Annotated in this window: 23 protein-coding genes and 3 tRNA genes; 14 read left to right on the top strand and 12 right to left on the bottom strand. The window is 52.0% G+C overall.

Annotation, left to right across the window (positions count from 1 at the left end):
• Window positions 1-42 precede the first annotated feature (42 nt).
• The 3 genes from nemA (at window position 43) to rnt (ending at window position 2,460) form a co-directional block, all read left to right on the top strand.
• Window positions 43-1,140 carry an alkene reductase gene (gene nemA, locus RIN69_RS10765; protein ID WP_313857354.1) on the top strand — a complete coding sequence of 366 codons (1,098 nt, stop codon included), beginning with the start codon at window positions 43-45 and terminating at the stop codon, window positions 1,138-1,140.
• Between the two features lie 149 nt (window positions 1,141-1,289).
• Window positions 1,290-1,697 (top strand): lactoylglutathione lyase, encoded by a 408-nt coding sequence (gene gloA / locus RIN69_RS10760; RefSeq protein ID WP_313857352.1) that lies wholly within the window; start codon window positions 1,290-1,292, stop codon window positions 1,695-1,697.
• A gap of 106 nt (window positions 1,698-1,803) precedes the next feature.
• Window positions 1,804-2,460, top strand: a complete 657-nt coding sequence (gene rnt, locus RIN69_RS10755) for a ribonuclease T (RefSeq protein ID WP_313857351.1) — start codon at window positions 1,804-1,806, stop codon at window positions 2,458-2,460.
• Between the two features lie 62 nt (window positions 2,461-2,522).
• Here rnt and RIN69_RS10750 read toward each other — a convergent pair whose 3' ends face one another.
• Window positions 2,523-2,855, bottom strand: coding sequence for a Grx4 family monothiol glutaredoxin (locus tag RIN69_RS10750; RefSeq protein ID WP_313857350.1), 333 nt, complete (start codon window positions 2,853-2,855; stop codon window positions 2,523-2,525).
• Between the two features lie 407 nt (window positions 2,856-3,262).
• Here RIN69_RS10750 and RIN69_RS10745 point away from each other — a divergent pair, with 407 nt between their 5' ends.
• Window positions 3,263-4,051 carry a C40 family peptidase gene (locus RIN69_RS10745; protein ID WP_313857349.1) on the top strand — a complete coding sequence of 263 codons (789 nt, stop codon included), beginning with the start codon at window positions 3,263-3,265 and terminating at the stop codon, window positions 4,049-4,051.
• Between the two features lie 59 nt (window positions 4,052-4,110).
• On the opposite strand, the gene ybiO is transcribed toward RIN69_RS10745, so the two are convergent.
• On the bottom strand, window positions 4,111-6,393 hold the full coding sequence (gene ybiO, locus RIN69_RS10740) for a mechanosensitive channel protein (protein WP_313857348.1): 2,283 nt from the start codon (window positions 6,391-6,393) through the stop codon (window positions 4,111-4,113).
• A 193-nt stretch (window positions 6,394-6,586) separates the two neighbouring features.
• Window positions 6,587-6,676 (bottom strand): cytochrome bd-I oxidase subunit CydH, encoded by a 90-nt coding sequence (gene cydH / locus RIN69_RS10735; RefSeq protein ID WP_156322070.1) that lies wholly within the window; start codon window positions 6,674-6,676, stop codon window positions 6,587-6,589.
• Between the two features lie 283 nt (window positions 6,677-6,959).
• Between cydH and purR the strand changes: the two genes are divergently transcribed.
• Window positions 6,960-7,985, top strand: coding sequence for an HTH-type transcriptional repressor PurR (purR, locus tag RIN69_RS10730; protein ID WP_313857347.1), 1,026 nt, complete (start codon window positions 6,960-6,962; stop codon window positions 7,983-7,985).
• A 31-nt stretch (window positions 7,986-8,016) separates the two neighbouring features.
• Here the strand turns inward: purR and punR are convergent, their stop codons facing one another.
• Complete coding sequence (gene punR / locus RIN69_RS10725; RefSeq protein ID WP_313857346.1) at window positions 8,017-8,925, bottom strand: DNA-binding transcriptional activator PunR; 909 nt, start codon at window positions 8,923-8,925, stop codon at window positions 8,017-8,019.
• Between the two features lie 118 nt (window positions 8,926-9,043).
• Here punR and punC point away from each other — a divergent pair, with 118 nt between their 5' ends.
• The gene (gene punC / locus RIN69_RS10720) at window positions 9,044-10,252 is read left to right on the top strand and encodes a purine nucleoside transporter PunC (RefSeq protein WP_313857345.1); all 1,209 of its coding nucleotides are present in this window, start codon (window positions 9,044-9,046) and stop codon (window positions 10,250-10,252) included.
• A gap of 425 nt (window positions 10,253-10,677) precedes the next feature.
• Window positions 10,678-11,826 (top strand): cyclopropane fatty acyl phospholipid synthase, encoded by a 1,149-nt coding sequence (gene cfa / locus RIN69_RS10715; RefSeq protein WP_313857344.1) that lies wholly within the window; start codon window positions 10,678-10,680, stop codon window positions 11,824-11,826.
• Between the two features lie 77 nt (window positions 11,827-11,903).
• On the opposite strand, the gene RIN69_RS10710 is transcribed toward cfa, so the two are convergent.
• Window positions 11,904-12,554: a riboflavin synthase subunit alpha gene (locus RIN69_RS10710; protein WP_313857342.1), complete on the bottom strand. Its 651-nt coding sequence runs from the start codon at window positions 12,552-12,554 to the stop codon at window positions 11,904-11,906.
• A gap of 233 nt (window positions 12,555-12,787) precedes the next feature.
• On the opposite strand from RIN69_RS10710, the gene RIN69_RS10705 reads away from it, so the two are divergent.
• From RIN69_RS10705 to RIN69_RS10680, 6 genes are all read left to right on the top strand, one after another.
• Complete coding sequence (locus tag RIN69_RS10705) at window positions 12,788-14,161, top strand: MATE family efflux transporter (protein WP_313857341.1); 1,374 nt, start codon at window positions 12,788-12,790, stop codon at window positions 14,159-14,161.
• Between the two features lie 151 nt (window positions 14,162-14,312).
• Window positions 14,313-14,389: transfer RNA gene (locus RIN69_RS10700), tRNA-Val, on the top strand.
• Window positions 14,390-14,429: 40 nt separating this feature from the next.
• Window positions 14,430-14,506: transfer RNA gene (locus tag RIN69_RS10695), tRNA-Val, on the top strand.
• A gap of 23 nt (window positions 14,507-14,529) precedes the next feature.
• A tRNA-Val gene (locus tag RIN69_RS10690) sits at window positions 14,530-14,606 on the top strand.
• A 383-nt stretch (window positions 14,607-14,989) separates the two neighbouring features.
• Window positions 14,990-16,402: a pyruvate kinase PykF gene (gene pykF, locus RIN69_RS10685; protein ID WP_313857340.1), complete on the top strand. Its 1,413-nt coding sequence runs from the start codon at window positions 14,990-14,992 to the stop codon at window positions 16,400-16,402.
• A gap of 303 nt (window positions 16,403-16,705) precedes the next feature.
• Complete coding sequence (locus tag RIN69_RS10680) at window positions 16,706-16,942, top strand: major outer membrane lipoprotein (RefSeq protein ID WP_052898670.1); 237 nt, start codon at window positions 16,706-16,708, stop codon at window positions 16,940-16,942.
• 125 nt (window positions 16,943-17,067) lie between these two features.
• Here RIN69_RS10680 and RIN69_RS10675 read toward each other — a convergent pair whose 3' ends face one another.
• The 7 genes from RIN69_RS10675 to sufA form a co-directional block, all read right to left on the bottom strand.
• Entirely contained in the window at window positions 17,068-18,108 is a 1,041-nt protein-coding gene (locus tag RIN69_RS10675; RefSeq protein ID WP_313857338.1) for a L,D-transpeptidase family protein, read from the bottom strand.
• Window positions 18,109-18,176: 68 nt separating this feature from the next.
• A complete protein-coding gene (gene sufE, locus RIN69_RS10670; protein ID WP_313857337.1) occupies window positions 18,177-18,593 on the bottom strand; it encodes a cysteine desulfuration protein SufE in 417 nt (138 codons plus the stop codon).
• A gap of 29 nt (window positions 18,594-18,622) precedes the next feature.
• Entirely contained in the window at window positions 18,623-19,846 is a 1,224-nt protein-coding gene (gene sufS / locus RIN69_RS10665) for a cysteine desulfurase SufS (RefSeq protein ID WP_313857336.1), read from the bottom strand.
• Window positions 19,836-21,125 carry a Fe-S cluster assembly protein SufD gene (gene sufD, locus RIN69_RS10660; RefSeq protein ID WP_313857334.1) on the bottom strand — a complete coding sequence of 430 codons (1,290 nt, stop codon included), beginning with the start codon at window positions 21,123-21,125 and terminating at the stop codon, window positions 19,836-19,838. The genes sufS and sufD overlap by 11 nt, the downstream gene beginning before the upstream one ends.
• A complete protein-coding gene (sufC, locus tag RIN69_RS10655; protein WP_313857333.1) occupies window positions 21,100-21,846 on the bottom strand; it encodes a Fe-S cluster assembly ATPase SufC in 747 nt (248 codons plus the stop codon). Before sufC ends, sufD begins: the two co-directional genes overlap by 26 nt.
• 51 nt (window positions 21,847-21,897) lie before the next feature.
• On the bottom strand, window positions 21,898-23,394 hold the full coding sequence (sufB, locus tag RIN69_RS10650; RefSeq protein WP_313857332.1) for a Fe-S cluster assembly protein SufB: 1,497 nt from the start codon (window positions 23,392-23,394) through the stop codon (window positions 21,898-21,900).
• Window positions 23,395-23,402: 8 nt separating this feature from the next.
• On the bottom strand, window positions 23,403-23,777 hold the full coding sequence (gene sufA, locus RIN69_RS10645; RefSeq protein WP_313857331.1) for a Fe-S cluster assembly scaffold SufA: 375 nt from the start codon (window positions 23,775-23,777) through the stop codon (window positions 23,403-23,405).
• A 394-nt stretch (window positions 23,778-24,171) separates the two neighbouring features.
• On the opposite strand from sufA, the gene RIN69_RS10640 reads away from it, so the two are divergent.
• Entirely contained in the window at window positions 24,172-24,579 is a 408-nt protein-coding gene (locus tag RIN69_RS10640; RefSeq protein ID WP_313857329.1) for a hypothetical protein, read from the top strand.
• Window positions 24,580-24,987: the final 408 nt, after the last annotated feature.

Genomic DNA, 24,987 nt, shown 5'->3' with positions numbered 1-24,987 from the left:
AAAACACATTTACTAGTCGACCGGTCTAATACAGGAGTCTGCATGGAAATCACCAAACTGTTTACCCCACTGAAAGTGGGCGCCATTACGGTACCAAACCGCATTTTCATGGCACCACTGACGCGCCTGCGCAGTATTGAGCCGGGTGATATCCCTACTCCTCTGATGGGCGAGTACTATCGCCAGCGTGCCAGCGCCGGTTTAATCATTACCGAAGCCACCCAGATTTCCTTCCAGGCGAAAGGCTATGCCGGTGCGCCAGGACTGCATACCGCAGAGCAAATCGCGGCATGGAAAGCAATTAACGCCGGTATTCACGCTGAAGGTGGCCACAGTGCGGTACAGCTGTGGCACACCGGCCGTATTTCACACGCCAGCCTGCAACCCGGTCAGCAAGCACCGGTCGCCCCTTCTGCCATCTCTGCTCAGACGCGTACCTCGCTGCGTGACGCGCAGGGGAATGCAATTCGTGAAGAGACTTCAACCCCGCGTGCGCTGGAAAAAGACGAAATCGCCGCCATTGTGAATGATTTCCGCCAGTCGGCGATTAACGCCCGCGAAGCCGATTTCGACCTGCTCGAGCTGCACTCTGCCCATGGCTATCTGATCCATCAATTCCTGTCACCGGCCTCCAACCAGCGCAGTGACGAATATGGCGGCAGTATTGAAAACCGCACCCGTTTCGCACTGGAAGTGGTTGATGCAGCCATTGACGGCTGGGCCGCAGATCGCATCGGTATCCGTATTTCTCCGCTCGGTCCGTTTAACGGCCTCGATAACGGTGAAGATCAGGAAGAAGCCGCGCTGTACTACATTGGCGAGCTGGCAAAACGTAACCTTGCCTACCTGCATATCTCTGAACCAGACTGGGCAGGCGGTAAGCCTTACGCTGAGTCATTCCGCCAGGCGATTCGCGCCATCTATCCAGGCGTGATTATCGGTGCCGGTGCTTATACCGCTGAGAAAGGCGAAGAGCTGATTGAAAAAGGTCTGATTGATGCGGTGGCGTTTGGCCGTGTTTATATCGCTAACCCGGATCTGGTTGAGCGCCTGCACAAAAAAGCGCCACTTAACCCACAAAGACCAGAAAGTTTCTACGGCGGCAGTGCCGAAGGCTACACTGATTACCCGACCCTGTAAGACACCTGCCGCCGTCTTCAGGCTGCGGCTAAACGTTAACAGGCTGGTTAATCAACGCTATACTTAGCACGATTTTTCAGTCATCCGCGACATGATGACAAACATAACCTGCCAGCGGTTAGTCTGGCAGGCCATTTAAAGAGGATATTATGCGCTTACTTCACACCATGCTGCGCGTTGGCGATCTGCAACGTTCCATCGACTTCTACACCAAAGTGTTTGGTATGCGTCTGCTGCGCACCAGCGAAAATACCGAATACAAATATAGCCTGGCGTTTGTTGGCTACACCGAAGAGAGCGAAGGTGCGGTCATTGAGCTGACTTACAACTGGGGCGTGGATAGCTATGACCTCGGTAACGCTTATGGCCATATCGCGCTGGGCGTTGACGATGTCGCCGCAACCTGCGAGCGCATTCGTAAAGATGGCGGCAACGTCACCCGTGAAGCTGGCCCGGTTAAAGGCGGCAGCACCATTATTGCCTTCGTTGAAGATCCGGATGGCTATAAAGTGGAACTGATTGAAAACAAACATGCCGGTCACGGCCTCGGCAATTAATGCCGTCGGGGTGCCTTAATGGCACCCTGCTCCTCGTATCCCCTGCTGCAAGCCTTTCTGAAATTTGCCATAATACGCGCTGCATTTTTCCGTCAACGAGATCCCGATGCCTGAATCGAAAGAATTGAATACCCTAAGCGAGCGTTTTCGCGGTTTTTATCCGGTCGTAATCGATGTAGAAACGGCGGGTTTTAATGCGAAAACCGACGCGCTGCTGGAAATTGCGGCCGTGACCTTAAAAATGGATGAGAACGGCTGGCTGGAAAAAGATGAGACGCTTCATTTCCATGTAGAGCCGTTCGAAGGGGCAATTCTTCAGCCGGAAGCGCTGGCGTTTAACGGCATCGACCCGCACAATCCGCTGCGCGGTGCCGTCAGTGAATATGAAGCGCTGCATGCGATATTCAAAGTGGTGCGTAAAGGCATCAAAGATAAAGGGTGTAACCGGGCGATTATGGTGGCGCACAACGCCACGTTCGATCTGAACTTTATGAGTGCTGCCGCTGAACGGGCCAGCCTGAAGCGCAATCCGTTTCACCCTTTTGTCACCTTTGATACTGCGGCGCTGAGCGGACTGGTGGTCGGACAAACCGTGCTGGCAAAAGCCTGTAAGGCCGCCGGTATTCCGTTTGACAGCACCAAAGCACACTCGGCGCTGTACGACACTGAACAAACTGCCGATCTGTTTTGTGAGCTGGTCAACCGCTGGAAACGCCTGGGCGGCTGGCCGCTGGTGCCGGCACAAGAAGAATCTGAAGAATAAAAAAAGGGAGCCTGATGGCTCCCTTTTTTATGACCTCAATGGCGTTATCGCCGCCGTTGAATTTATTCTGCTTCTTTATACTTCTCAGCAGTTTCTTTGATCAGCGACTGAAGTTCGCCACGCTGATACATCTCAATTACGATATCGCAACCACCAACCAGCTCCCCATCAACCCACAGCTGCGGGAAAGTTGGCCAGTTGGCATATTTTGGCAGTTCAGCACGAATGTCCGGATTTTGCAGAATATCGACATACGCAAAGCGTTCGCCGCAAGCTGAAAGAGCCTGAACCGTCTGGGCAGAGAACCCGCAGCTTGGCAGCTTCGGTGAACCTTTCATGTACAGCAGGATTGGGTTTTCTGCGATCTGACGCTGAATTTTTTCAACAGTACTCATTTTTGACTTCCTTAATTCGTTACTTCGTGTCTATTACTATAACGATTCTCTGTGCCGACTGAAAACGACATTTTGCCCACGGCGAATCACTTAAGGCTCATTATGCCAAATGCGGCGCAGAAAATAACAATTTCTTATCATTACCACTGATTAATCGGTTAATAATTAGCAATACTATTGGTGAGATAAGCGTCTGATCTGGCTCATTTATAATACTAATAACGTGAATGAACTGATTAATTTAAAAAGGCCTTACCTTTTGTGAAAAAGTTAGATTAGAATTGTTTTAAGCCCTGTTTTAGGGCAAACAATTTTAACATGGACCCCAGGCATGCGAACCACGTTCGACGCCGGGAATGTAGTGTGGTCCTCTCGGTTGCAAATGAGAGCCTAACCTGTAACGGACAATGCGTTTACTCATCACACTTTTCCTACTGGCTTTTGCTCAGATGATCTTTAATTTGGCGCACGCATCGCCACACACCGCTATTAATGCCAGTCAGCATAAGGCAGAAAAGAGTAGCGCCCGTGATGACGATCGCCGAAAGCGACGTCAGCAGGTAAAAACCCCGGTAAAGAAACCCCGCCAGATTTCGGAACAGAAACCGAAGCTGAAGAAAAAGAGTAAAGTGCAGACCGCTTCGCTCAGCGCACCGAAAAGTACCCTCACCACGAAGAAACTGGCCAAACGCTATGGTCATAAGCGCAATCGCAAAACCAGCGATGTTGCCACCACTGCCAGTATCAACAATGGTCCGCTTAAGATGAGTAAAGCCCATCGCGTGCGCTATCAGAAAGCACGTGAAACGGCGATGAATAAGCTCATGGGCCAGTTAGGTAAACCCTATCTGTGGGGTGGCGCATCGCCACGAACCGGCTTCGACTGCAGCGGTCTGGTGTGGTACGCCTATAAAGATCTGGTGAAATTCAAGATCCCGCGCACTGCCAATGAGATGTATCACCTGCGCGATGCCGCCCAGGTCAAACGCGAGTCACTGGAAAAAGGTGATTTGGTGTTCTTTCGCATCAATAACCGCGGGGCTGCCGATCATGTCGGCGTTTACCTTGGTAACGGTAAATTTATTCAGTCGCCACGCACCGGCAAAGATATTCAGATTAGCGCGTTAAGCGAAGATTACTGGCAGCGCCACTATGTAGGCGCGCGTCGGGTAATGACGCCAAAAACCATTCGTTAAACGCTTCCGACAGCTTTGATTTAAATGAAACGGGCGGCCTGTGCCGCCCGTTACTGTAATTACGAAGCCGGATTCACTTTGTTCTCACTCTGTTGCATTAACTGTGGATGTTGCCCGGCGCGCGACAGCTGCATCGCCTGTTGCGGCATACTGATCCCTGCACGGTCAAAGTGAATTTTAACCAGGCGATCCAGCGCATACTGCACCACCCACTGTTTGAGCGCCAGCGTGCGCACCGTTACCCTGGTGGTAAACGAGCGGTCGCCCAGGGCCACCACGCCGTTAAACACCGGCTCGCCAATCAGGAAGAATTTCACCTGCTCATCCTGCTTCAGCTCTTCAATTGCCTGATGCAGCACCTGATTAACATGATCGATATCTTCATCACGACTCACGGTGTAATTAGCACGATACACCCCGAATTCACGCGCATAGTTAGCCAGCGTCGTCATCGAAGAGTAAGGCACGATATGGTAGACACCATAGTCATCCCGCAGGCCAACAGAACGGATCGTCATACGCTCGACGGTGCCGGTAATGCCACCCACCGTGACATATTCACTGGTGTTCATGCCGTTCTCGAACTGGATAAACACGCCGGTAATCACATCTTTCACTAACGTCTGTGCACCGAAACTGATTGCCAGTCCGAGCGCACCGGCACCGGCCAACAGCGGCGCGATATTGATGCCTACCTGCGACAGCACGATCATAATGGTGATGGTGCTGATAACAATCGCCAGCACGTTGCGAAACAGCGTCAGCAGCGTGCGTTCGCGCGCGCTGGGACGAGTGCCGTTACTCATCTCCAGTACCAGGCGATGCTCAATAATACTGGCCAGAATCGTCCAGCTAAAGGTGGCGATCAGCAGAATAAGCAGAATATGTAACAGGCCGCCGATAACTTTACCGCCGGTCTCGCTGCTGGCCCACTGTTGCAAATTAAACAGATGCCAGGCATCCAGCAGGAACAGTGATACCGCCAGCACCACCATTACGCGCAGAATTTTCAGCCCGTTGGGTATATAAGAGTTGATACGGCGTTCCAGCATCGGATAACGCAGATTCATTTGATCCGGCAGTGAAATCCGCCGGGCGATCCAGCGCGTCATCATACCGGACAGCAGTGCGCCAAGCCCAATGACCAGCAGGCTCTTCACCGTGGCACCCATCATAAAGCTCAGGCTGTTGCCGAAATCAAACTGCGAGAGGAAAAACAGCATCAGGAAATAGGCAATCGCCAGCAGGTGCCAGATGTGGCCAAAGCCGCGGAGTATCACACTGAAAAACGCCATTGACCGTTCTGCCAGCAAATCGATTTGGTTATGGATCGATTTACGGTTACGCATAATCAGAGTCAGTGCATAGACCGTCAGCGCCAGCATTACAACCAGATTGACCGCCGCGGCTGCCTGATAACTGATTTGCGTCGCCACCACCGGCACCACCACCATCAGGCCATAACCGATTAAACCACTCAGCCAGGCAAGACGCTGATTCCAGTAGCGCGCGGTGGCATCACTGAACGGGAACGGGCGCAGATAAGCGAAACCGGGCGCGAAAATCAGCCGCAGAACCGCTTTAAAGAACTCTATTACCGCAAAAGCACCGAGGAACAGCGACTGTTGATGAGCGATCACCGCACTGCCGTTGTTGAACTGGTGAGAAAACAGTTTGCCACCTGCCAGCACCAGCATCAGTACTAACAGATCGATGATAAACGCGCCGAGAATGGCGGCCGGTAATTTGTACCACGGTCCACCGTGATCCTTGGCGTTACGACCCCAGCTGCCAATTCGATTGTACAGCGGGCCCACCAGCCGGCGAATCAGATGGAATATGGCAAAAGTCACCACCACCATCAGCAAAAAATAGCCGAGGGCGTGGAAAAATGCACTGGGATCAAACGTGCGCTGCGGCCCGGATTCGACCACTTTCTGCAAGGCGTTCACCCGCTGACTCAGCGCCTGTAACGTCTGTTGCGCAAACTGGCTGACGCTGTCGCTTAAGCTGGTCGCACCGCTGGGTGCGGCAACTTGCGGCACAGCATCCGCCGCCTGAGTTTTAGACTGCGCTTCCGCGGCGCGCTGTAACTGATCAATTAATGCATCACGCGCCTTTTCATCTTTAAGGATGCCCGCCAGCGCGGCGTAAGGAATATCCTGCTCAGTTTGCTGCGCGGTATCGGCAGCAGGCGCGGGTTGCGCAACAGCAACCGGTGAGATAACGCTGATTAACAGCAGCAATAATACGGCGATGAAGGGAAAAAATCCCGACGGGTGCGCTCGCCCTGGCGCCCGACAGCAGATAGTTGATGACATGGTATTCTCGAATAATTTCATTAGCACAATCAAGTGAGTAACAGACCGTCAGCGGCGCATAACAATCCCGCCACTGAGCATATTGCAGCATGCAGGCGCTGTTTAACTCCGCGTGCGCATGACCATTAAATAGCCAATTTGCGCAAAAAAAAACGTCTGAGGGAATTCATCAGACGTTTTAAAAGGGTTAATCCTGAAGATTAACCGATGTTTATCAATTCATTACCGCGGTGAAACTGAAGGCAATAATTACCAGCAGCGCGCCGACGGTGGTCAGCAGAGAAAACTTCAGATTGGTGTCCATACTTCACTCCTTAAAGACCTTACAATTAATAACTCTCACTATTTTCCCATATAAACAGGTAAAAATCTCGTTTTCTGCTCACAGCCTTGATAGAATTCTGTTTTTCCGTTGCGCAACAACTGCAACACCGCGTCACTTGCCGTGTTTCCTGACGTCAATCTCCTGCCCGACGTCACTCAGATTGCAACAATGAAACCGATCGCGCCAGAAAACGCGAAGCATACGCAAACGTTTAACATGATGCTTATCAATCCTTTAAGATAAGCGCAGGAGTACCATTTTAATGGCAACAATTAAAGATGTGGCGAAACGCGCCGGTGTTTCTACCACCACCGTTTCTCATGTCATCAATAAAACCCGCTTCGTGGCTGAAGAGACCCGCGAAGCCGTTTGGGCCGCCATCAAAGAGCTGCACTATTCGCCCAGCGCCGTTGCGCGCAGCCTGAAAGTGAACCATACCAAATCGATTGGTTTGCTGGCGACTTCCAGTGAAGCGCCCTATTTTGCTGAAATTATTGAAGCAGTTGAAACGCGCTGTTTTGCCAAGGGCTATACCTTGATCCTCGGCAATGCTCATAATGATCTCCAAAAACAGCAGGCTTATCTGTCGATGATGGCGCAAAAGCGCGTCGATGGTCTGCTGGTGATGTGCTCGGAATATCCTGACGAGCTGCTGAAGATGCTGGAAGACAATCGCAACATTCCGATGGTGGTGATGGACTGGGGCGAATCACGCGGCGATTTCACCGATACCGTGCTGGATAATGCTTTTGAAGGCGGTTACCTGGTGGGACGCTATCTGATTGAGCGTGGTCACCGTGATATTGGTGCGATCCCGGGTCAACTTGAGCGAAACACCGGCGGTGGGCGCCATGCCGGTTTTCTCAAAGCGCTGGCCGAGGCCAATATTGCCGTGCGCGATGAGTGGGTTGTGCAAGGCGACTTTGAGCCGGAATCCGGATATCGCGCGATGCAGCAGATTTTATCGCAGAAACAGCGGCCAACCGCGGTATTCTGCGGCGGCGATATTATGGCGATGGGCGCCATTTGTGCAGCAGATGAAATGGGCCTGCGGGTGCCGCAGGATATTTCGGTGATCGGTTATGACAATGTGCGCAACGCGCGCTATTTCACGCCAGCGCTGACTACCGTCCATCAGCCGAAAGAGCGCCTCGGCGAAACCGCATTTGATATGCTGCTGGATCGCATCACCAGTAAACGCGAAGAGCCGCAGACGATTGAAGTACATCCTTCATTAATCGAGCGCCGCTCGGTGGCTGACGGTCCGTTCCGCGACTACCGTCGTTAATCCGCTACCGGCCACCCGTTGGCCGGTCAGTTTATCCTTCGCGAAGCCACTCCTGATTCATGGTCTCCGGTGTACCCAGATACTCCAGCAACCAGCTCAGCGCCGGTGAAGCACTCTGCTCAGCCCAGCTGACGCAGCACGGGCTGTCGGGGAATTCGGCCGGTAGCGTTAATTCGGCCAGCGAACCTTCAGCAATCAGCGGCGCAGCAAAATGCCCGGGAACCATACCCACGCATAACCCTGCCAGCAGGCAATCAAACGCCGATTCCCAGTCCGGTGCCACCAGCCTTCGCTGGTTGTCCAGTGTCCAGGTAATGCGTTTTGGCAGGCTGCGCGAGGTGTCTTCCAGCACCAGCGACGGCCACTGGCGAATTGTATCATCATCAATGCTTCCCACTTGCTGCGCCAGCGGATGGTCGGCTCTGACCACGCAGCGCCAGTTAAGTGCGCCCATATCACGGAAACCAAAGCGACCACCGACCGGGATCGCCTGGGTAGCGCCAATCGCGACATCGACTCGCCCGTCAACCAGCGCATCCCAGACGCCATTAAACACTTCATGCCAGACCAGCAGCTCCATATCCGGGAAATGGCGATAAAAATCGAGCACCAGCTGGCGGGTGCGCTGGGGTTTAACAATCAGATCCACTGCAATGCTCAGCTGTCCGCGCCAGCCGTTAGCGACCTGCTGACACTGACGGCGCGTGGCAAGCATTTTTTTGATAACAGTGCGCCCTTCCTGTATAAATACTTTCCCCGCATCGGTTAATACCACATCGCGATGACGCCGCTGAAACAGCGGAACCGCCAGCCACTCCTCCAGCTGACGCACGGTATAACTTACCGCCGAGGGCACACGATGCAGCTCGGCGGCGGCGGCAGTAAAGCTGCCGGTACGCGCTACTGCATCAACGACTTCAAGAGAATGTTCCGACCACATAGCTTGCCTGCAAAATTTTTGAACGCAATGTGCAAATATTAGCGTTTCACAAGCGACAACGCACGCGATTACACTCTGCAGCGTTAAAATCACCTGCACTAAAATAAAGAGTTAACTGATGATTAAATCAAAAGGATTTATTATTTACCTGGCGGTACTGAGCATGCTGGGTTTCCTTGCTACCGATATGTATCTTCCGGCGTTTGGCGCAATGCAGCAAGATCTGCAGACCCATCCCGGCGCCATCAGCGCCAGCCTGAGTATTTTCCTGGCCGGTTTTGCCTGCGCCCAGTTGCTCTGGGGGCCACTCTCCGATCGTATCGGGCGTAAGCCGGTACTGTTAATCGGCCTGAGTATGTTTGCTGTCGGCTGCGCCGGCATTCTGTGGGTAGAAAATGCCACCATGCTGCTGGTACTGCGATTTGTGCAGGCGATTGGCGTCTGTTCTGCCACCGTAAGCTGGCAGGCACTGGTGGTCGATCGCTACCGTGGTGCACAGGCCAACCGTGTTTTTGCCACCATTATGCCGCTGGTTGCGCTGTCACCGGCGCTGGCCCCCCTGCTGGGTGCCTGGCTGCTGAACCACTTTGACTGGCGCTCGATTTTCGTCGCCCTGCTGCTGATCACCCTGGGGTTACTGATTCCTACCCTGCGCCTGAAAGCTAGCGGAACGCCAGCGTCAGCGGCTGATGAACCCAAAGTGGGCTTCTTGTCGCTGCTGAAATCTCGCATTTACAGCGGTAACGTCCTGATGTATGCCGCCTGTTCTGCCAGCTTCTTCGCATGGCTAACCGGCTCACCCTTTATTCTGTCTGATTTAGGCCTGACGCCAGGGGATATTGGTCTGAGTTATATCCCGCAAACGCTGGCATTTTTGATTGGTGGTTTTGGCTGTCGCTCACTGCTGCAACGGGTCGAAGGTCGTACCCTGCTACCGTGGCTGCTGCTCGGTTATGCCGTCAGTATCAGCGCAATTTTTGCCGTTGCTCTGTCGGGTCACGTGACGCTCACCGCGCTGTTGATTCCCTTCTGTGGCATGGCCATGGCCAATGGCGCGCTTTATCCTATTGTGGTGGCGAACGCGCTGCTGCCGTTCCCGCAGGCTACCGGCAAAGCCGCAGCATTACAGAATACGCTGCAACTTGGTCTCTGCTTTGTCGCCAGTATGGCGGTCTCCGCGCTGATTTCTCAGCCGCTGCTGACCACCACGGCGATTATGTTGTCGACGGTTGTGCTGGCGTTTATCGGATTCGCACTACAATTTCAGCGTAAGTTGAGTGAAAATCATACTGTTAAAGCGGCAGATACCGCGACGCAAAAGGGTTGATCACTTTTAGTTAGCACGCTTACAATAATGCATTGAATATTGCCTCACGTGAGCATATACTCATCTGAGGCATTAATTTATAACAAAAAATCAACATTATTCACCGGGCCCCCATTCCGTTGTACAGGGTCCGGACCTGACAGGGTTGTCGTGGTGTTGTCTGGCGTGGCATTCGTGACGCTTCTCTGCAGGACTCTGGTCGACGATCGTAAACTGGCTTTATAGCTTCCTTGCTCATTGCATCCGGTAAGTGTGGCGGGAGTGCGGTGGCCAAAGCCAGTGACCCGAGTCATTTTCATTAAATTCAATCCTCTGTTTAACGTCGGATAACTGGCGCACGGATAATCCGTGAGTTCTCTCACAATCCTGTAGAAATTGACTATTCTATTTCTCAGGTTCGTATCACAACAGGTGATGGAGAAGCTATGAGTTCATCGTGTATAGAAGAAGTGGGCTTAAAAGAAAATAATTGGTATCGCATCGTCCGCGAAATGTTGCAGACTGCCGATGTCGAGGTAAACGGTTCACGGCCCTGGGATATTCAGGTAAAAAATCCGCAATTTTTCCGTCGGGTATTGCAGGAAGGCTCGCTGGGGCTGGGTGAAAGTTATATGGACGGCTGGTGGGAGTGTGATCAGCTGGATATGTTTTTTTATCGGGTGTTAAAGCACCGACTCGATCAGCAATTACCTCATCATTTTAAAGATACCCTGCGCATCGCCGCGGCCCGCCTGACTAATCTGCAATCAAAAAAACGCGCCTGGATTGTTGGCAAAGAACATTACGATCTTGGCAACGATCTTTTTAGCCTGATGCTCGATTCGCATATGCAGTATTCATGTGGCTACTGGAAACAGGCTGATTCGCTGGAACAGGCGCAACATGCCAAACTGACCATGATCTGCGATAAATTACAGCTGCAACCGGGCATGACGCTGCTGGATATTGGCTGCGGCTGGGGCGGGCTGGCGGAATTCGCCGCGCGTCATTATGGCGTCAGCGTGGTGGGCGTAACGATTTCTGCTGAACAACAGAAACTGGCGCAGGACCGCTGTGCCGGCCTTGATGTTTCCATCCTGTTGCAAGACTACCGCGATCTGAATCAGCAGTTTGACCGTATTGTTTCCGTCGGAATGTTTGAACACGTCGGGCCGAAGAATTACGCCACTTATTTTGAGGTGGTGAACCGTAATTTAAAACCGGACGGTCTTTTCCTGCTGCATACCATCGGCGCGATTCGCACTGATATGCATGTCGACCCATGGATTGATAAGTATATTTTCCCCAATGGTTGTTTACCTTCGGTGCGCCATATTGCCGACGCCAGTGAACCGCACTTTGTGATGGAAGACTGGCATAACTTTGGTGCGGATTATGACACCACCTTAATGGCGTGGTATCAGCGCTTTCTGGAGGCATGGCCGCAGCTGGAAAATAATTACGACGAACGTTTTAAACGAATGTTTAGCTACTATCTTAACGCTTGTGCCGGTGCATTTCGCGCGCGCGATATTCAGCTATGGCAGGTGGTATTCAGTCATGGCGTAGATGGTGGGTTGCGCGTTCCGCATTAAGTAGCTGTCGTATTGGGCGGCGGCAGCGCCGCCCAATACGACGATTGTTATTTCTGTTGCCTGAGGCTGCACCTTGCTCAGTCGGAAATCTGCTCGGCCGCTGCGGCCAGCAATGCCGCTTCGCGCTGTGCCAACACGCGCTCAACGGTTTCAACAATCGCCTGGGTATGAGGATCGATTTCAATATTGACCCGCTGGCCGAGTTTTTTCTTGCCCAGCGTGGTGCGCGCCAGCGTTTCAGGAATTAAATGCACGCAAAATTTGCTTTTGGTCACATCCCCTACCGTCAGGCTAATACCATCAATGCCGATAAAACCTTTATGCAGGATATACTTCATTTGCGAAGCATCTTGCGGTTTAAACCAGATTTCACGGTTATTCTCGGAATTAACGATCTTACAGATCTCTGCGGTGGTCATAATATGACCTGACATTAAATGTCCGCCAATTTCATCACTGAATTTTGCCGCACGCTCGACGTTAATCTGGTCGCCTGGCTGCAAGTCGCCGAGATTAGTAATACGCAACGTCTCTTTTACCAAATCGAAACTGACCCGATCGCCGTCTACCGCAGTGACCGTCAGACAGCAGCCGTTATGGGATACCGACGCACCTAACTCCAGCCCCGGCAGCATTTCAGCCGGTAATCTAACAATATGAGTTCGGAAATTGGTTTTCTCTTCAATCGACAACACCTCTGCGGTGCCCTGCACAATACCGGTAAACATGCTTAATGCCTCAGTCTGTTTTTTTGATCATCCTACCATAAATGCAGGCTGGCACGGGTAACAAGGGATAGCAATCTGTGCTACCGCAAAAACATATTCTGCATATCCTGATGCTGGTCATTGGCTTAATGCGTGGCGACCGTTAAACTGAGCGACTTAATCTGCCGATTTTTATTCAGACGCCCGCCCGGGCGTTAATTTCGTTCATCCTTAATAAACAGACAGGTGTATACGTGCAGAAGTATCTGACAGAAGCGCGTCAATTATTAGCGCTCGCGATCCCGGTGATTCTTGCGCAAGTTGCGCAAACATCCATGGGCTTCGTGGATACCATTATGGCTGGTGCCGTCAGCGCGACCGACATGGCCGCGGTTGCGGTAGGAACCTCAATCTGGCTGCCGGCAATTCTGTTCGGTCACGGTTTGCTGCTGGCGTTAACCCCAACCGTTGCGCAACTTAACGGTTCCGGTCGACGTGACCGCATTGCGCATCAGGTGCGCCAGGCTTACTGGCTGGCCGCTCTGGTTTCACTGCTAATTATGCTGGTGCTGTATAACGCCGGCTATATGATTGCGGCGATGCACGGCATTGATGCCAGAATGGCTGAGATTGCCGTCGGCTATCTGCACGCCCTGCTTTGGGGCGCACCGGGCTATCTGTTTTTCCAGGTGGCACGCAACCAGTGTGAAGGACTGTCGAAGACCAAACCCGGTATGGTGCTGGGCTTTATTGGCCTGCTGGTGAATATTCCGGTTAACTACATCTTTATCTACGGTCATTTTGGCATGCCTGCACTTGGCGGCGTTGGCTGTGGCGTTGCCACCGCATCGGTCTACTGGGTGATGTTTATTCTGATGAAAATCTGGGTTGGCCGCGCCGGTTCGATGCGTGATATTAAACTGGCTACTCGCTTCGATGCGCCGGACTGGAAAGTGCTGTATCGCCTGAGCAGCCTCGGCCTGCCGGTGGCGCTGGCGCTGTTTTTTGAAGTCACGCTGTTTGCGGTGGTGGCGCTGCTGGTGTCACCACTGGGTATCGTCAAGGTGGCCGGTCACCAGATTGCGCTGAACTTCAGTTCGCTGATGTTTGTTCTGCCGCTGTCGCTCGGCGTCGCGGCGACCATTCGCGTCGGCTATCGCCTTGGGCAAGGCTCGGCGGAAGCTGCGCGCGTCGCCGCCTGGACCGCACAAGGCGTCGGCGTAATAATGGCAGCATTCACTGCGACCTTTACGGTGATTTTCCGCGAACAGATAGCCCAGCTTTATACCGACAATCCTGAAGTGATTACGCTGGCGACACAGCTGATGCTGCTGGCCGCGATTTATCAGTTCTCTGATTCGATTCAGGTCATTGGCAGCGGTATTTTGCGCGGCTATAAAGATACCCGCTCGATTTTCTTTATCACCTTTATCGCTTACTGGATACTCGGCCTGCCAGTCGGGTATCTGCTGGGGATGACCGACTGGGTCGTGCCGGCAATGGGTCCGGCCGGATTCTGGTGCGGCTTTATTATTGGCCTGACCTCATCGGCGGTGATGATGATCTGGCGGATGCGTCGTCTGCAACGATTGCCGGCGGAAGTGATCCTCGCACGCGCAGCGCGTTAATTTTAGGGCCATTTATGGCCCTTCTCGTTTAAAAAAACGGCGGGTCGCACAGTAGATCGTCAGTCAGTAACAAAAATGCATGTTTCCACTTGCCAGCGATGTACGCTGCCGTTAATATTCGTCCCCGCTGTCACCCAGACAGCAGCCTAATGCGTTCTTAGCTCAGTTGGTTAGAGCACCACCTTGACATGGTGGGGGTCGGAGGTTCGAGTCCTCTAGAACGCACCAGATTTTCAGGCAAAGTCATTGAAGTTGTAGCGATGTATGTGCGTCCGTAGCTCAGTTGGTTAGAGCACCACCTTGACATGGTGGGGGTCGGTGGTTCGAGTCCACTCGGACGCACCAATTATCAGTGATTGTTCAGGTTTGCGTTCTTAGCTCAGTTGGTTAGAGCACCACCTTGACATGGTGGGGGTCGGAGGTTCGAGTCCTCTAGAACGCACCACTCCCCTTATTTTTCCGCCCGTAAAACACATTCAGCTTATCACCCAGCGTTTGCGCAACATCACTTTTTCTTGATCTGATACCTGTACCATGACAGCTTTTTAATTGGTTTTCGCACACTTAGCGATTATAATGGCAGGCGTTGTTTCACTTGAATGGTTTCAGCCAATTGACGTGCCCTTACTTACAACGATCACAGCTTGCGCAACACAGCCCGGCGGGCATGCTGAACCATCCGCACAACTTCCTCTGCACGCTTTATATCTGTCACCTATCCTTACTGAGTAGATTACGTTCTCTTACCAGGCACCACTTTCTCATTCGCTGGCATCGCCGTCGAAATCAATCCTTTAACATCCATCACAACTTATAGAAAACTTGCTCATGAAAAAGACCAAGATTGTATGTACTATCGGCCCGAAAACTGAATCGGAAGAAATGCTGACCAGCCTGCTTGACGCTGGCATGAACGTCATGCGCCTGAACTTCTCTCATGGCGATTACGATGAACACGGTAAACGCATCGCAAACATGCGTGCGGTGATGAGCAAAACCGGCCACCAGGCTGCGATTCTGCTCGACACCAAAGGTCCGGAAATTCGTACTATGAAGCTGGAAGGCGGCGTTGATGCTGCACTGAAAGCGGGCCAGACCTTTACCTTTACTACCGATCAGTCAGTGATCGGCAATGCCGAACGCGTGGCGGTCACCTACCCGGGTTTCGCGGCTGACCTGAAAATCGGTAATACCGTGCTGGTTGACGACGGCCTGATCGGTATGGAAGTCATTGAAGTCACCGAAAACACCGTGGTATGTAAAGTGCTGAATAACGGCGACCTTGGTGAAAATAAAGGCGTTAACCTGCCAGGCGTTTCTATCCAGCTGCCTGCGCTGGCCGAAAAAGACAAACGCGACCTGATCTTCGGTTGCGAACAGGGCGTGGACTTTGTTGCCGCCTCGTTTATTCGTAAACGTTCTGACGTGCTGGAAATTCGCGAACACCTGAAACAGCACGGCGGCGCGCACATTCAGATCATCTCCAAGATCGAAAACCAGGAAGGCCTGAACAACTTCGACGAAATCCTCGATGCTTCTGATGGCATCATGGTAGCGCGTGGCGACCTCGGCGTAGAGATCCCGGTTGAAGAAGTGATCTTCGCGCAGAAGATGATGATCAAAAAATGTAACCGTGCACGTAAAGTGGTCATCACCGCCACCCAGATGCTCGATTCAATGATCAAAAACCCGCGCCCTACCCGTGCGGAGGCCGGCGACGTGGCTAACGCCATTCTCGACGGTACTGATGCAGTGATGCTGTCTGGTGAAAGCGCCAAGGGTAAATACCCGCTGGAGTCGGTCACCATTATGGCGACCATCTGTGAGCGTACAGACCGTGTGATGAAAAGCCGTATCGACTCCCAGCAAGATAACCGCAAAATGCGTATCACCGAAGCGGTGTGTCGCAGCGCGGTAGAAACCGCTGAGAAACTGGAAGCGCCAGTCATTGTGGTGGCAACCGAAGGCGGTAAATCTGCTAAGTCAGTGCGTAAATACTTCCCTAACGCCACCATCCTGGCGCTGACCACCAATGAGCAGACTGCACGTCAGTTGATTCTCACCAAAGGTGTGGTTACCCATATCGTGAAAGAGATCGCTTCTACCGACGATTTCTACCGTATTGGTAAAGAAGCCGCGCTGGAAAGTGGCTACGCATTGAAGGGCGAAGTGGTCGTCATGGTATCCGGTGCTCTGGTACCAAGCGGCACTACCAATACCTCTTCAGTTCACGTTCTGTAATTAAACAATGCCATTAAATTTAAAAAGCGCCTCAGGGCGCTTTTTTTTGGCAGTTGCGTAACTGAAAATTGAGAAATTTCCAATCGATAATAACTATTCAATTTTGGAAATTACAAAGATTAACCCGATTAAATCTGCCTGTTTTCTTTTAATTTTTTATCTTTTTGCGGCAATCAGATGCTTCTTTGAGCGAACGATCAACTTTAGGCATGTTCTCATCAAAAATATATTCTCATTAGAAAAAACTTTGTGTAATACTTGTAACGCTACATGGAGATTAACTCAATCTAGAGGGTATAAATAATGAATCGTACTAAACTGGTACTGGGCGCGGTAATCCTGGGTTCTACTCTGCTGGCTGGTTGTTCTAGCAATGCTAAAATCGACCAACTGTCTACTGACGTTCAGACTCTGAACGCTAAAGTTGACCAGCTGAGCAACGACGTGAACGCAGTGCGTTCTGACGTTCAGGCTGCTAAAGATGACGCAGCTCGTGCAAACCAGCGTCTGGACAACCAGGCTCACTCTTACCGTAAGTAAGAGTTCTGGTTGTAAAAATGGCGCACATTGTGCGCCATTTTTTTTTGTCCTGATTTCCGGTTATCTTCCCTTGCTGTTTTCCAGTTACACCCTTACCCGGCAATAGCCATCCATGGCCCCCTGCATCACCGTATGACGCGTACTCCCTCCGCCTGAGAGATGGTAGCGGGTACACGCCCGGACGGCGCAGAGCCCGTCTGCGGCGATATTATCGCAGGCAGTGGCGTATGCTGATCGACAGGCTCCCCGCTGTTAACCAATACCGGCATCCCGGAACGCCGCTCGATGGCCTGGTTAATCAGCCCGGAATCACTGAGCTGACTGTCGATAAACGCTTTCGCCGTGTTGCTCAACGCAATTTTCTTGGTTTGGGGATCGTCGCTCTCACTCTTTGACAGCGGCTGGTGCACTTCAACGTAGCGCTTACCATCCGGTTCAATGGCGTATTTAATCGGCTGATTAATCACCTCTACCCGCGTCCCTCTCGGCACGTCATTAAATAACGCCTCGATATCCTCGTTACGTAAACGAATACAACCCGAACTGACGCGCATACCGATGCCAAAATTAGCATTGGTACCGTGAATCAGATAGTGGCCGGCACCGTACGCCAGGCGCAGCGCAAACAGTCCCATTGGATTATCCGGCCCGGCAGGGACCGTACCCGGCAGGGTAATCCCCCGTTCGGCATAGCGCTTGCGGATATTGACGGTGGGTGTCCAGGTTGGATTAGGAATTTTTTGGCTGATACTGGTCACCATGATTGGTGTATTGGCACCCAGCTGGCCAATGCCGATCGGATAAACGATGACTTTATTCTCATCCTTGGGGTAGTAATAGAGTCGCAGCTCCGCGAGGTTAATCACTATCCCTTCGCGTTTGGTGTCAGGTAACAACATTTGGCTGGGAATCGTCAGCTGGCTACCGGCTCTTGGCAACCACGGGTCAGTGCCGGGATTCGCTTGTAGCATGCTCAGCAGTCCAATTTTGTATTCAGCGGCAATCCGTTCCAGCGAACGGTTATCCGCCGGCACCACGTAGATACTGTTCTCGCCGATTAGGCGGCTGTTATCTGGTGGCAAAGGGTATTCTGTCGCGCTGACAACGCGCGTCCCGGCGATCAGCGTCAGGGCAAAAAATGCTGCAAGGCGTAACAAAGGTTTCATGCGCAATCTCTCGTAAGGAATAAAACACCCCGTTATATGTAACGAGGTGTGTTACGAGATATTGTAGCTCAGCTGAGGGCTTGTGCTCTATGGCGAATCGCGCGAATCATCGCTTCCAGCCCCTGCGAACGGGATGGCGTAAGGTGTTGCGTCAGGGCAAGTTGCTCAAACCACGGGCGAACATCAAAGCGGGCAATTTCAGCCGCAGTCATCCCCTGATAAAGGATAAAGACGATAGCAATCAGGCCTTTAACAATTGCCGCATCACTGTCACCCTGCAACTGAATTTTGCCATCGCTGGCCTCATCCATCACAATCCACACCTGGCTTTGACAGCCAGAAATAATGTACTCGGGCTGACGAAATGAATCGGACAATTCAGGCAAAACCGCGCCCAGTTCAATCACGTACAGGTACTTCTCTTCCCAGTTGGCGCAACGATTAAAATTGCGTACCAGCTTTTCTTTGTCTGGCAGTGTTGCCATCAGTTTCTCCCTTGCCTGCTGGCGGTCTGTCAGCCGCCCAACAAACGATGAATACGTGTCAGACCCGCTACCAGCCGGTCCGCTTCCTCTTCGCTATTGTACATCGCAAAAGAAGCGCGACACATCGCCGGAACCTGGTAATAGTTCATCAGCGGCATAGCACAGTGATGGCCGGTGCGAATCGCAATACCGTACTGGTCGAGGAAACTTCCCACATCATAGGCGTGATGGCGACCGAGATTGAATGCGATCACCCCGGCGCGATTTTGCGGCCCGTAGATAATTAAATCAGGCACCGCGGCCAGCTTATCCAGCGCGTAACGCATCAGCATCTGTTCGTGCTGATGGATATTCTCCAGCCCCAGTTCTTCAACATAGCTCAGCGCCGCACCCAGACCGATAATCGCCGCAGTATTGGGCGTCCCCGCCTCAAAGCGCCATGGCGCAGCAGCAAAAGTCGTCTCTTCGGTCAGGCTGACGTTAGCGATCATCGAACCGCCCCCTTCCCACGGCGGCATCTGGTCCAGCAGCGCTTTGCGGCCGTACAGAATACCAATGCCGGTAGGCCCATAAATTTTATGGCCAGAGAACACATAGAAGTCGCAGTCGATATCCTGGACATCAACCTGGTGATGCATCACCGCCTGGGCACCGTCGATCAGCGTGGTAACCCCCGCGGCTTTCGCTTGCGCCACCAGCTGTTTTACCGGATTTATCGAACCGAGCACGTTGGAGACCTGGGTCACCGCCAGCATCCGGGTGCGACTGTCGATAAGCGTTGGCAACACGGCAATATCCAGCTCGCCTTGCGGCGTCAGCGGCAGCACACGCACTTCAGCGCCAACGCGCTTCGCGACCATCTGCCACGGCACGATATTGGCGTGGTGCTCCATCTGGGTGATGATAATATTATCACCCGCCTGTAACTGACTGCCGCCCCAGCTGCTGGCCACCAGGTTAATACCTTCGGTGGTGCCCTTCACGAACACGATCTCTTCCGGCGAAGCCGCATTCAGAAAACGCGCCGCCTGATTGCGCACGTTTTCCATATCAGTGGTCGCTTCAGCACTCAGCGTGTGAATGCCGCGATGTACCGCGGCATAGCCATGCTGATAAAAATGGCTTTCGGCGTTAATCACCGCTAACGGTTTTTGTGCGCTGGCGGCGCTGTCGAGATAGGCCAACGGCTGACCGTTGACCTCGCGCGCCAGAATCGGAAAATCAGCTCTGACACGCGCCAGATCAAAACTCATTCGTTGCCTCCGGGAAACGCTGGGCGATGCGTTGCAGCACCACCTCTTTCAGCGTTTCATCAGCGATCGCTTCGGTCAGCTCAGCGGCAAACGCGTGAATAATCATTTGCTCTGCCAGCGGCTTATCGATACCGCGCGAGCGCAGATAGAACATCTGCTCGTCGTCAATGCGGCCAATGGTGGCACCATGGCTACATTTCACGTCATCGGCGTAAATTTCCAGCTGCGGCTTGGTGTCCACTTCGGCCAGGCGACCCAACAGCAGGTTGTTGTTGGTCATCTGTCCGTCGGTTTTCAGCGCATGCTTCGCCACTTTAATCATGCCGTTAAACACCGCACGGGCACGGTCGCGCACGATAGTTTTATGCAGCTGACGGCTCTGGCAGTAGCCTTTATTGTGTTCAAGGTAAGTGCGGGTATCACACACTTCTTTGCCCACCGGCAGCACCAGGCTGTTAATCGACAGATTAGTGTTCTCACCGTTCAGCTGTGAACTGGTGTTGTGCCGCGTCAGGCCAGCACCCAGCAGGAAGCTCTGGCTGCTGACGTTAGCATCGCGCAGCAAGATAATGTCGTTGTGCGCAAAGTGATAGCTGCCAACATTCTCAAACGCCAGTTTGGTGTGCGTCAGCTGCGCGTTATTGCCAACCGACATGGTCAGACGCGCGCCGGTAAAGTGCACCGCATCATTCAGGCTGACGTAGTGCTCGATCACTTCTGCCTGCGCGCCATCGTCAATTTGCACATGGTGACGATAGTGCGAAGTATTCATCTGTTCGTCGCCGCTGCCGCTGCTGATATGCAGCAGATACAGCGGACGCGGTGCCACTTTGCCACGCGCCAGCTGTATGGTGGTAGCCTGCTCGGCGAGACTTTCGGTCAGATGCAGAAACACTTCAGGCTGCACCGGCGCGTCAAATGCGCGACGTTCAGCGGCCTGAGAAATCTGTACATCAAACAGATCGAAGTTGCTGTCACTCAGTTCCGCGCTTAATTTTCCGTCAATATAGACCAGACGAACCGCATCAAGCGACAGTGCAATTTGCGCCAGATCGTCTGCGCTGACGTTACCCGCCTGCGGCAGCACAAAGCTCTCGCTGAACAGCGTCTCCAGCGGAGTGTATTTCCAGTTTTCCTGCTTACGCGTCGGTAAACCTAAGCGCAGCAGTTGCTGCCAGTGCTGCTGTGCCTGCAAGGAGCGATTTTCACCGCGTGACTCAAACAGGTGGTGCCACTGTTGCAGCGCGTTTTCGCTACTCTTCGTCGGTAAGCCAGCCATAGCCCTGCTCCTCCAACTGTTTCACTAAGCTAAAGTCGCCTGATTTAACGATCTTGCCCTGATAAAGCACGTGGACGAAATCAGGTTTGATGTAATCAAGAATACGCTGATAGTGAGTCACGATAATAAATGAGCGGTTACCGTCACGCAGGGTATTGACCCCGTTGGCAACAATTTTCAGCGCATCGATATCCAGACCGGAGTCGGTCTCATCGAGAATGCACAGTTCCGGCTCCAGGGCTGCCATCTGCAGGATGTCATTACGTTTTTTCTCACCGCCAGAGAAGCCAACATTGACTGAACGGGTCAGCAAATCTTCCGGCATCTTCAGCAGTTGAATTTTATCTTCGATAAAGTCCTGGAAATCGAAACGGTCAAGCGCGTCCTGCCCACGGTATTTACGCACCGAGTTCACCGCAGTTTGCAGGAAGAACTGGTTGCTGACGCCCGGGATCTCTACCGGATACTGGAACGCCATAAAGATACCTTCACCGGCACGATCTTCCGGAGCCAGCTCCAGCAGATCTTTGCCTTTAAAACTGATTTCGCCGCCGATCACTTCATACTCTTCGCGTCCGGCCAGAGTCGCGGAAAGCGTACTTTTGCCTGAGCCATTCGGGCCCATAATGGCATGCACTTCGCCCGGCTTCACGTCGAGGTTCAGGCCGCGCAAAATCTGCTTATCTTCAATACTTACCTGTAGATCTTTGATACTTAACATAGAATTTCCTTCGCATTGCCGACGGGCAACGGTTCTTATCGCGACGCGGGTTTAGCCCACGCTATGTTCCAGACTGATGGCCAGTAATTTTTGCGCTTCGACAGCGAATTCCAGCGGCAGCTCGGAGAAGACGTCCTTACAGAAACCGTTAACAATCATCGAGATTGCGTCATCTTCGCTGATACCGCGCTGCACACAATAGAACAATTGATCTTCACCGATACGTGAGGTGGTGGCTTCATGCTCCAGCTGCGCGCTGTTATTACGCACTTCAACATACGGGAAGGTATGCGCACCACAATCCGCGCCAATCAGCATTGAATCACACTGGGTGAAGTTACGCGCATTGGTCGCCGTCGGCATAATTTTCACCAGACCACGATAGGTATTTTCACTTTTACCGGCCGAAATCCCTTTCGAGATAATGGTTGATTTAGTGTTTTTACCAATGTGAATCATCTTGGTGCCGGTATCGGCCTGCTGATGACCGCTGGTCAGCGCCACCGAGAAAAATTCACCGATGGAATTATCACCGCGCAGGATCACGCTCGGGTATTTCCAGGTAATCGCCGAACCGGTTTCCGACTGAGTCCACGACATTTTGCTGCCGTCGCCTTCACACAGTGCGCGTTTGGTCACGAAGTTGAGAATGCCACCTTCCGCTTCGCCGCCGGCGAACCAGTTCTGCACCGTTGAATATTTAACTTCGGCATTTTTGTGGATAATCACTTCCACTACCGCCGCGTGCAGCTGATAGGTATCGCGCACCGGTGCAGAACACCCTTCGATATAACTGACGTAACTGTCTTCATCGGCCACCAGAATGGTACGCTCGAACTGACCGGTTTTTGCCGCGTTAATACGGAAATAGGTCGACAGCTCCATCGGGCAACGTACGCCTTTCGGGATGTAGACAAAAGTGCCATCAGAGGCAACGGCGGAGTTCAGCGCGGCAAAGAAGTTATCGTTGGCCGGCACCACGGTGCCAAGGTACTTTTGCACCAGTTCAGGGTGATCGTGAATCGCTTCGCTAAAGGAACAGAAGATGATGCCCTGCTCTGCCAGCTTAGAACGGTAGGTGGTGGAAACTGATACCGAGTCAAAAATCGCATCAACGGCGACTTCCTGGCCTTCACGCACCGGCACGCCCAGCTGTTTAAACGCCTCTTCCACTTCCTGCGTCAGATAGTTGCTGGCCGGCTCGCTGCCGGAGGCCTGGGTGGCGCCCGGCTCAGAAGCGCAGCTGTCATCACAGTTACCGCAGGACGGTGCCGAGTAGTAACTGTAGTCCTGGTAATCCAGTGGCTTATATTTGGCTTTCAGCCAGTGAGGCTCTTCCATCTTCAGCCAGGCTTCATAGGCTTTCAGGCGGAATTCCAGCATCCATTCAGGTTCATTACGCTTGGCGGAAATGGCCCGCACCACATCTTCACTGATGCCGTGTGCCAGCTCATCGGTTTGCAGATGGGTAAAGAAGCCCTCTTTGTAACCCTTGTGGCCGCCTTCCCAAATTTGTACATCATCAGATGCATCACTGTGTCGAGACATAACGTTAATTACTCTACGCCAAAGCTTTCACCACAGCCGCAGGCGTGTTGAGCTTTGGGGTTATTGAATTTGAAAATCTGATTCAGGCCTTCACGAACGAAATCAACTTCGGTGCCATCAACAAAAGGCATCGCCTGAAGCGGAACAAACAAGCTGGCACCCTGGTGGGTAAACTGAAGATCATCAGCGGCTGGCTCTTTGACCAGCTCCATCACATATCCGAAACCGGCGCAGCCAGACTGCTTCACGCCAAGCTTAAGGCCCTGGACGTGCGGATCGCTGGCAGACAGCGCAATAATTTGCTGTGCCGCGCTGTCGGTGAGCTTGAGTCCTTTCCAGACGAAGTCGTCAGGAGAGAACGATGCTGGATTAGCAGATTGCATAATTAAGTACCTCGCGATGCGATAGCCCTTCGGGCTAATATCCCTATGTTAGTGATAATGGATATCGCTTCAACCTCTTGTTTTGCAGGGATAAGCCTAAAACGGCATTTTTCTTACCCATTTAATAAGGATAGACCCTACAAAGACGATTGCGATCTGCGCCTCATGCTGCAGAACCGAAGAGATAACCTGTTAAAAAACAACAACTAAATAGTTAACACAACGTAGCGAATAAGAATAATACTCATTTTACCCCTTTATACGCTGCGAAGTATCGTTAATATCAATTTAATTAACAGGCAGCATTTATCGATAAATTTGTCACTGGATTCTCTTGAACATTCCAGTCATTATAATATGATAATGATTATCATTACCGTAATTAGGTGATTGCATGAATGTCTCGATGAGTGCCTGGCTGCAGTACAAAATTGACGAATACAAATTTTCAGTACGTGACATCACGGTTGACTTTTATATGGCGCAAGCAAAACTCAACCGTCCGGACTGCTCACTCGATCAGCTACGCAAATTTAACGACACCTGTTTAGACATGGCTGAATTATGCCAACTCAACGGCGATGATCAAAGCTATCTGCACGCTTTAGGTAAATTACATCACCGGTTAGTGACAGAAATGGTCAATAATGAGCGAGATCGATTATTTCGTATGCAGGCTTGGCAACTAGCCAGGCACACCCTGACCCGTTTGTGCCATCAGCTGGCATTGAGCGGCGAGTGGGATAAAGCCACAGTGTTACAGAGTGATTTCGTAAAGCACGCTTCGTGGAACAATATGTAGAATGGCTTTTTCTCCACGGTTTGGGAGCCGTCAGCAGCTCATGCCGGTTACTTTTCTGCAGGGCGACGATTTCGCCGCCCGCGTTAACATTTTCGTTCCTGCATTGATCCCGGACAAACAACATCTACTCTCCGGCAAGATGAAAGTAAGAAAATGTTTCTTAAGGTATCAAAATATTATTATGAAATGTTAAATTTACAAATAAAGGTTTAGCCGGTATTAACCCTGCTGAATTATCACTTCACTGTATAATGTATATTACTCTTCTGCCGTACCCTCTCTCGCCTGCCTGATTTAAATTCCGCTATCGAAAATGCTTACCGCCTGAGTTTAAACAACTAAAATCGCCGTTTATTGTCACGCCTGTCACTTAACTGTTGAATAACTCTCCCAGTCTACATTGCCAGA

Origin of the sequence: Winslowiella toletana (assembly GCF_032164335.1) — a bacterium.
Taxonomy (GTDB): domain Bacteria; phylum Pseudomonadota; class Gammaproteobacteria; order Enterobacterales; family Enterobacteriaceae; genus Erwinia; species Erwinia toletana_A.
The sequence above is the reverse complement of the archived record's forward strand: the minus strand, read 5'-3'. Positions and strand labels throughout refer to the sequence as shown.

Coding starts and splice junctions, on each gene's coding strand:
- nemA (WP_313857354.1), top strand. CDS start 43: ATGGAAATCACCAAACTGTTTACCCCACTGAAAGTGGGCGCCATTACG.
- gloA (WP_313857352.1), top strand. CDS start 1,290: ATGCGCTTACTTCACACCATGCTGCGCGTTGGCGATCTGCAACGTTCC.
- rnt (WP_313857351.1), top strand. CDS start 1,804: ATGCCTGAATCGAAAGAATTGAATACCCTAAGCGAGCGTTTTCGCGGT.
- RIN69_RS10750 (WP_313857350.1), bottom strand. CDS start 2,855: ATGAGTACTGTTGAAAAAATTCAGCGTCAGATCGCAGAAAACCCAATC.
- RIN69_RS10745 (WP_313857349.1), top strand. CDS start 3,263: ATGCGTTTACTCATCACACTTTTCCTACTGGCTTTTGCTCAGATGATC.
- ybiO (WP_313857348.1), bottom strand. CDS start 6,393: ATGAAATTATTCGAGAATACCATGTCATCAACTATCTGCTGTCGGGCG.
- cydH (WP_156322070.1), bottom strand. CDS start 6,676: ATGGACACCAATCTGAAGTTTTCTCTGCTGACCACCGTCGGCGCGCTG.
- purR (WP_313857347.1), top strand. CDS start 6,960: ATGGCAACAATTAAAGATGTGGCGAAACGCGCCGGTGTTTCTACCACC.
- punR (WP_313857346.1), bottom strand. CDS start 8,925: ATGTGGTCGGAACATTCTCTTGAAGTCGTTGATGCAGTAGCGCGTACC.
- punC (WP_313857345.1), top strand. CDS start 9,044: ATGATTAAATCAAAAGGATTTATTATTTACCTGGCGGTACTGAGCATG.
- cfa (WP_313857344.1), top strand. CDS start 10,678: ATGAGTTCATCGTGTATAGAAGAAGTGGGCTTAAAAGAAAATAATTGG.
- RIN69_RS10710 (WP_313857342.1), bottom strand. CDS start 12,554: ATGTTTACCGGTATTGTGCAGGGCACCGCAGAGGTGTTGTCGATTGAA.
- pykF (WP_313857340.1), top strand. CDS start 14,990: ATGAAAAAGACCAAGATTGTATGTACTATCGGCCCGAAAACTGAATCG.
- RIN69_RS10680 (WP_052898670.1), top strand. CDS start 16,706: ATGAATCGTACTAAACTGGTACTGGGCGCGGTAATCCTGGGTTCTACT.
- RIN69_RS10675 (WP_313857338.1), bottom strand. CDS start 18,108: ATGAAACCTTTGTTACGCCTTGCAGCATTTTTTGCCCTGACGCTGATC.
- sufE (WP_313857337.1), bottom strand. CDS start 18,593: ATGGCAACACTGCCAGACAAAGAAAAGCTGGTACGCAATTTTAATCGT.
- sufS (WP_313857336.1), bottom strand. CDS start 19,846: ATGAGTTTTGATCTGGCGCGTGTCAGAGCTGATTTTCCGATTCTGGCG.
- sufD (WP_313857334.1), bottom strand. CDS start 21,125: ATGGCTGGCTTACCGACGAAGAGTAGCGAAAACGCGCTGCAACAGTGG.
- sufC (WP_313857333.1), bottom strand. CDS start 21,846: ATGTTAAGTATCAAAGATCTACAGGTAAGTATTGAAGATAAGCAGATT.
- sufB (WP_313857332.1), bottom strand. CDS start 23,394: ATGTCTCGACACAGTGATGCATCTGATGATGTACAAATTTGGGAAGGC.
- sufA (WP_313857331.1), bottom strand. CDS start 23,777: ATGCAATCTGCTAATCCAGCATCGTTCTCTCCTGACGACTTCGTCTGG.
- RIN69_RS10640 (WP_313857329.1), top strand. CDS start 24,172: ATGAATGTCTCGATGAGTGCCTGGCTGCAGTACAAAATTGACGAATAC.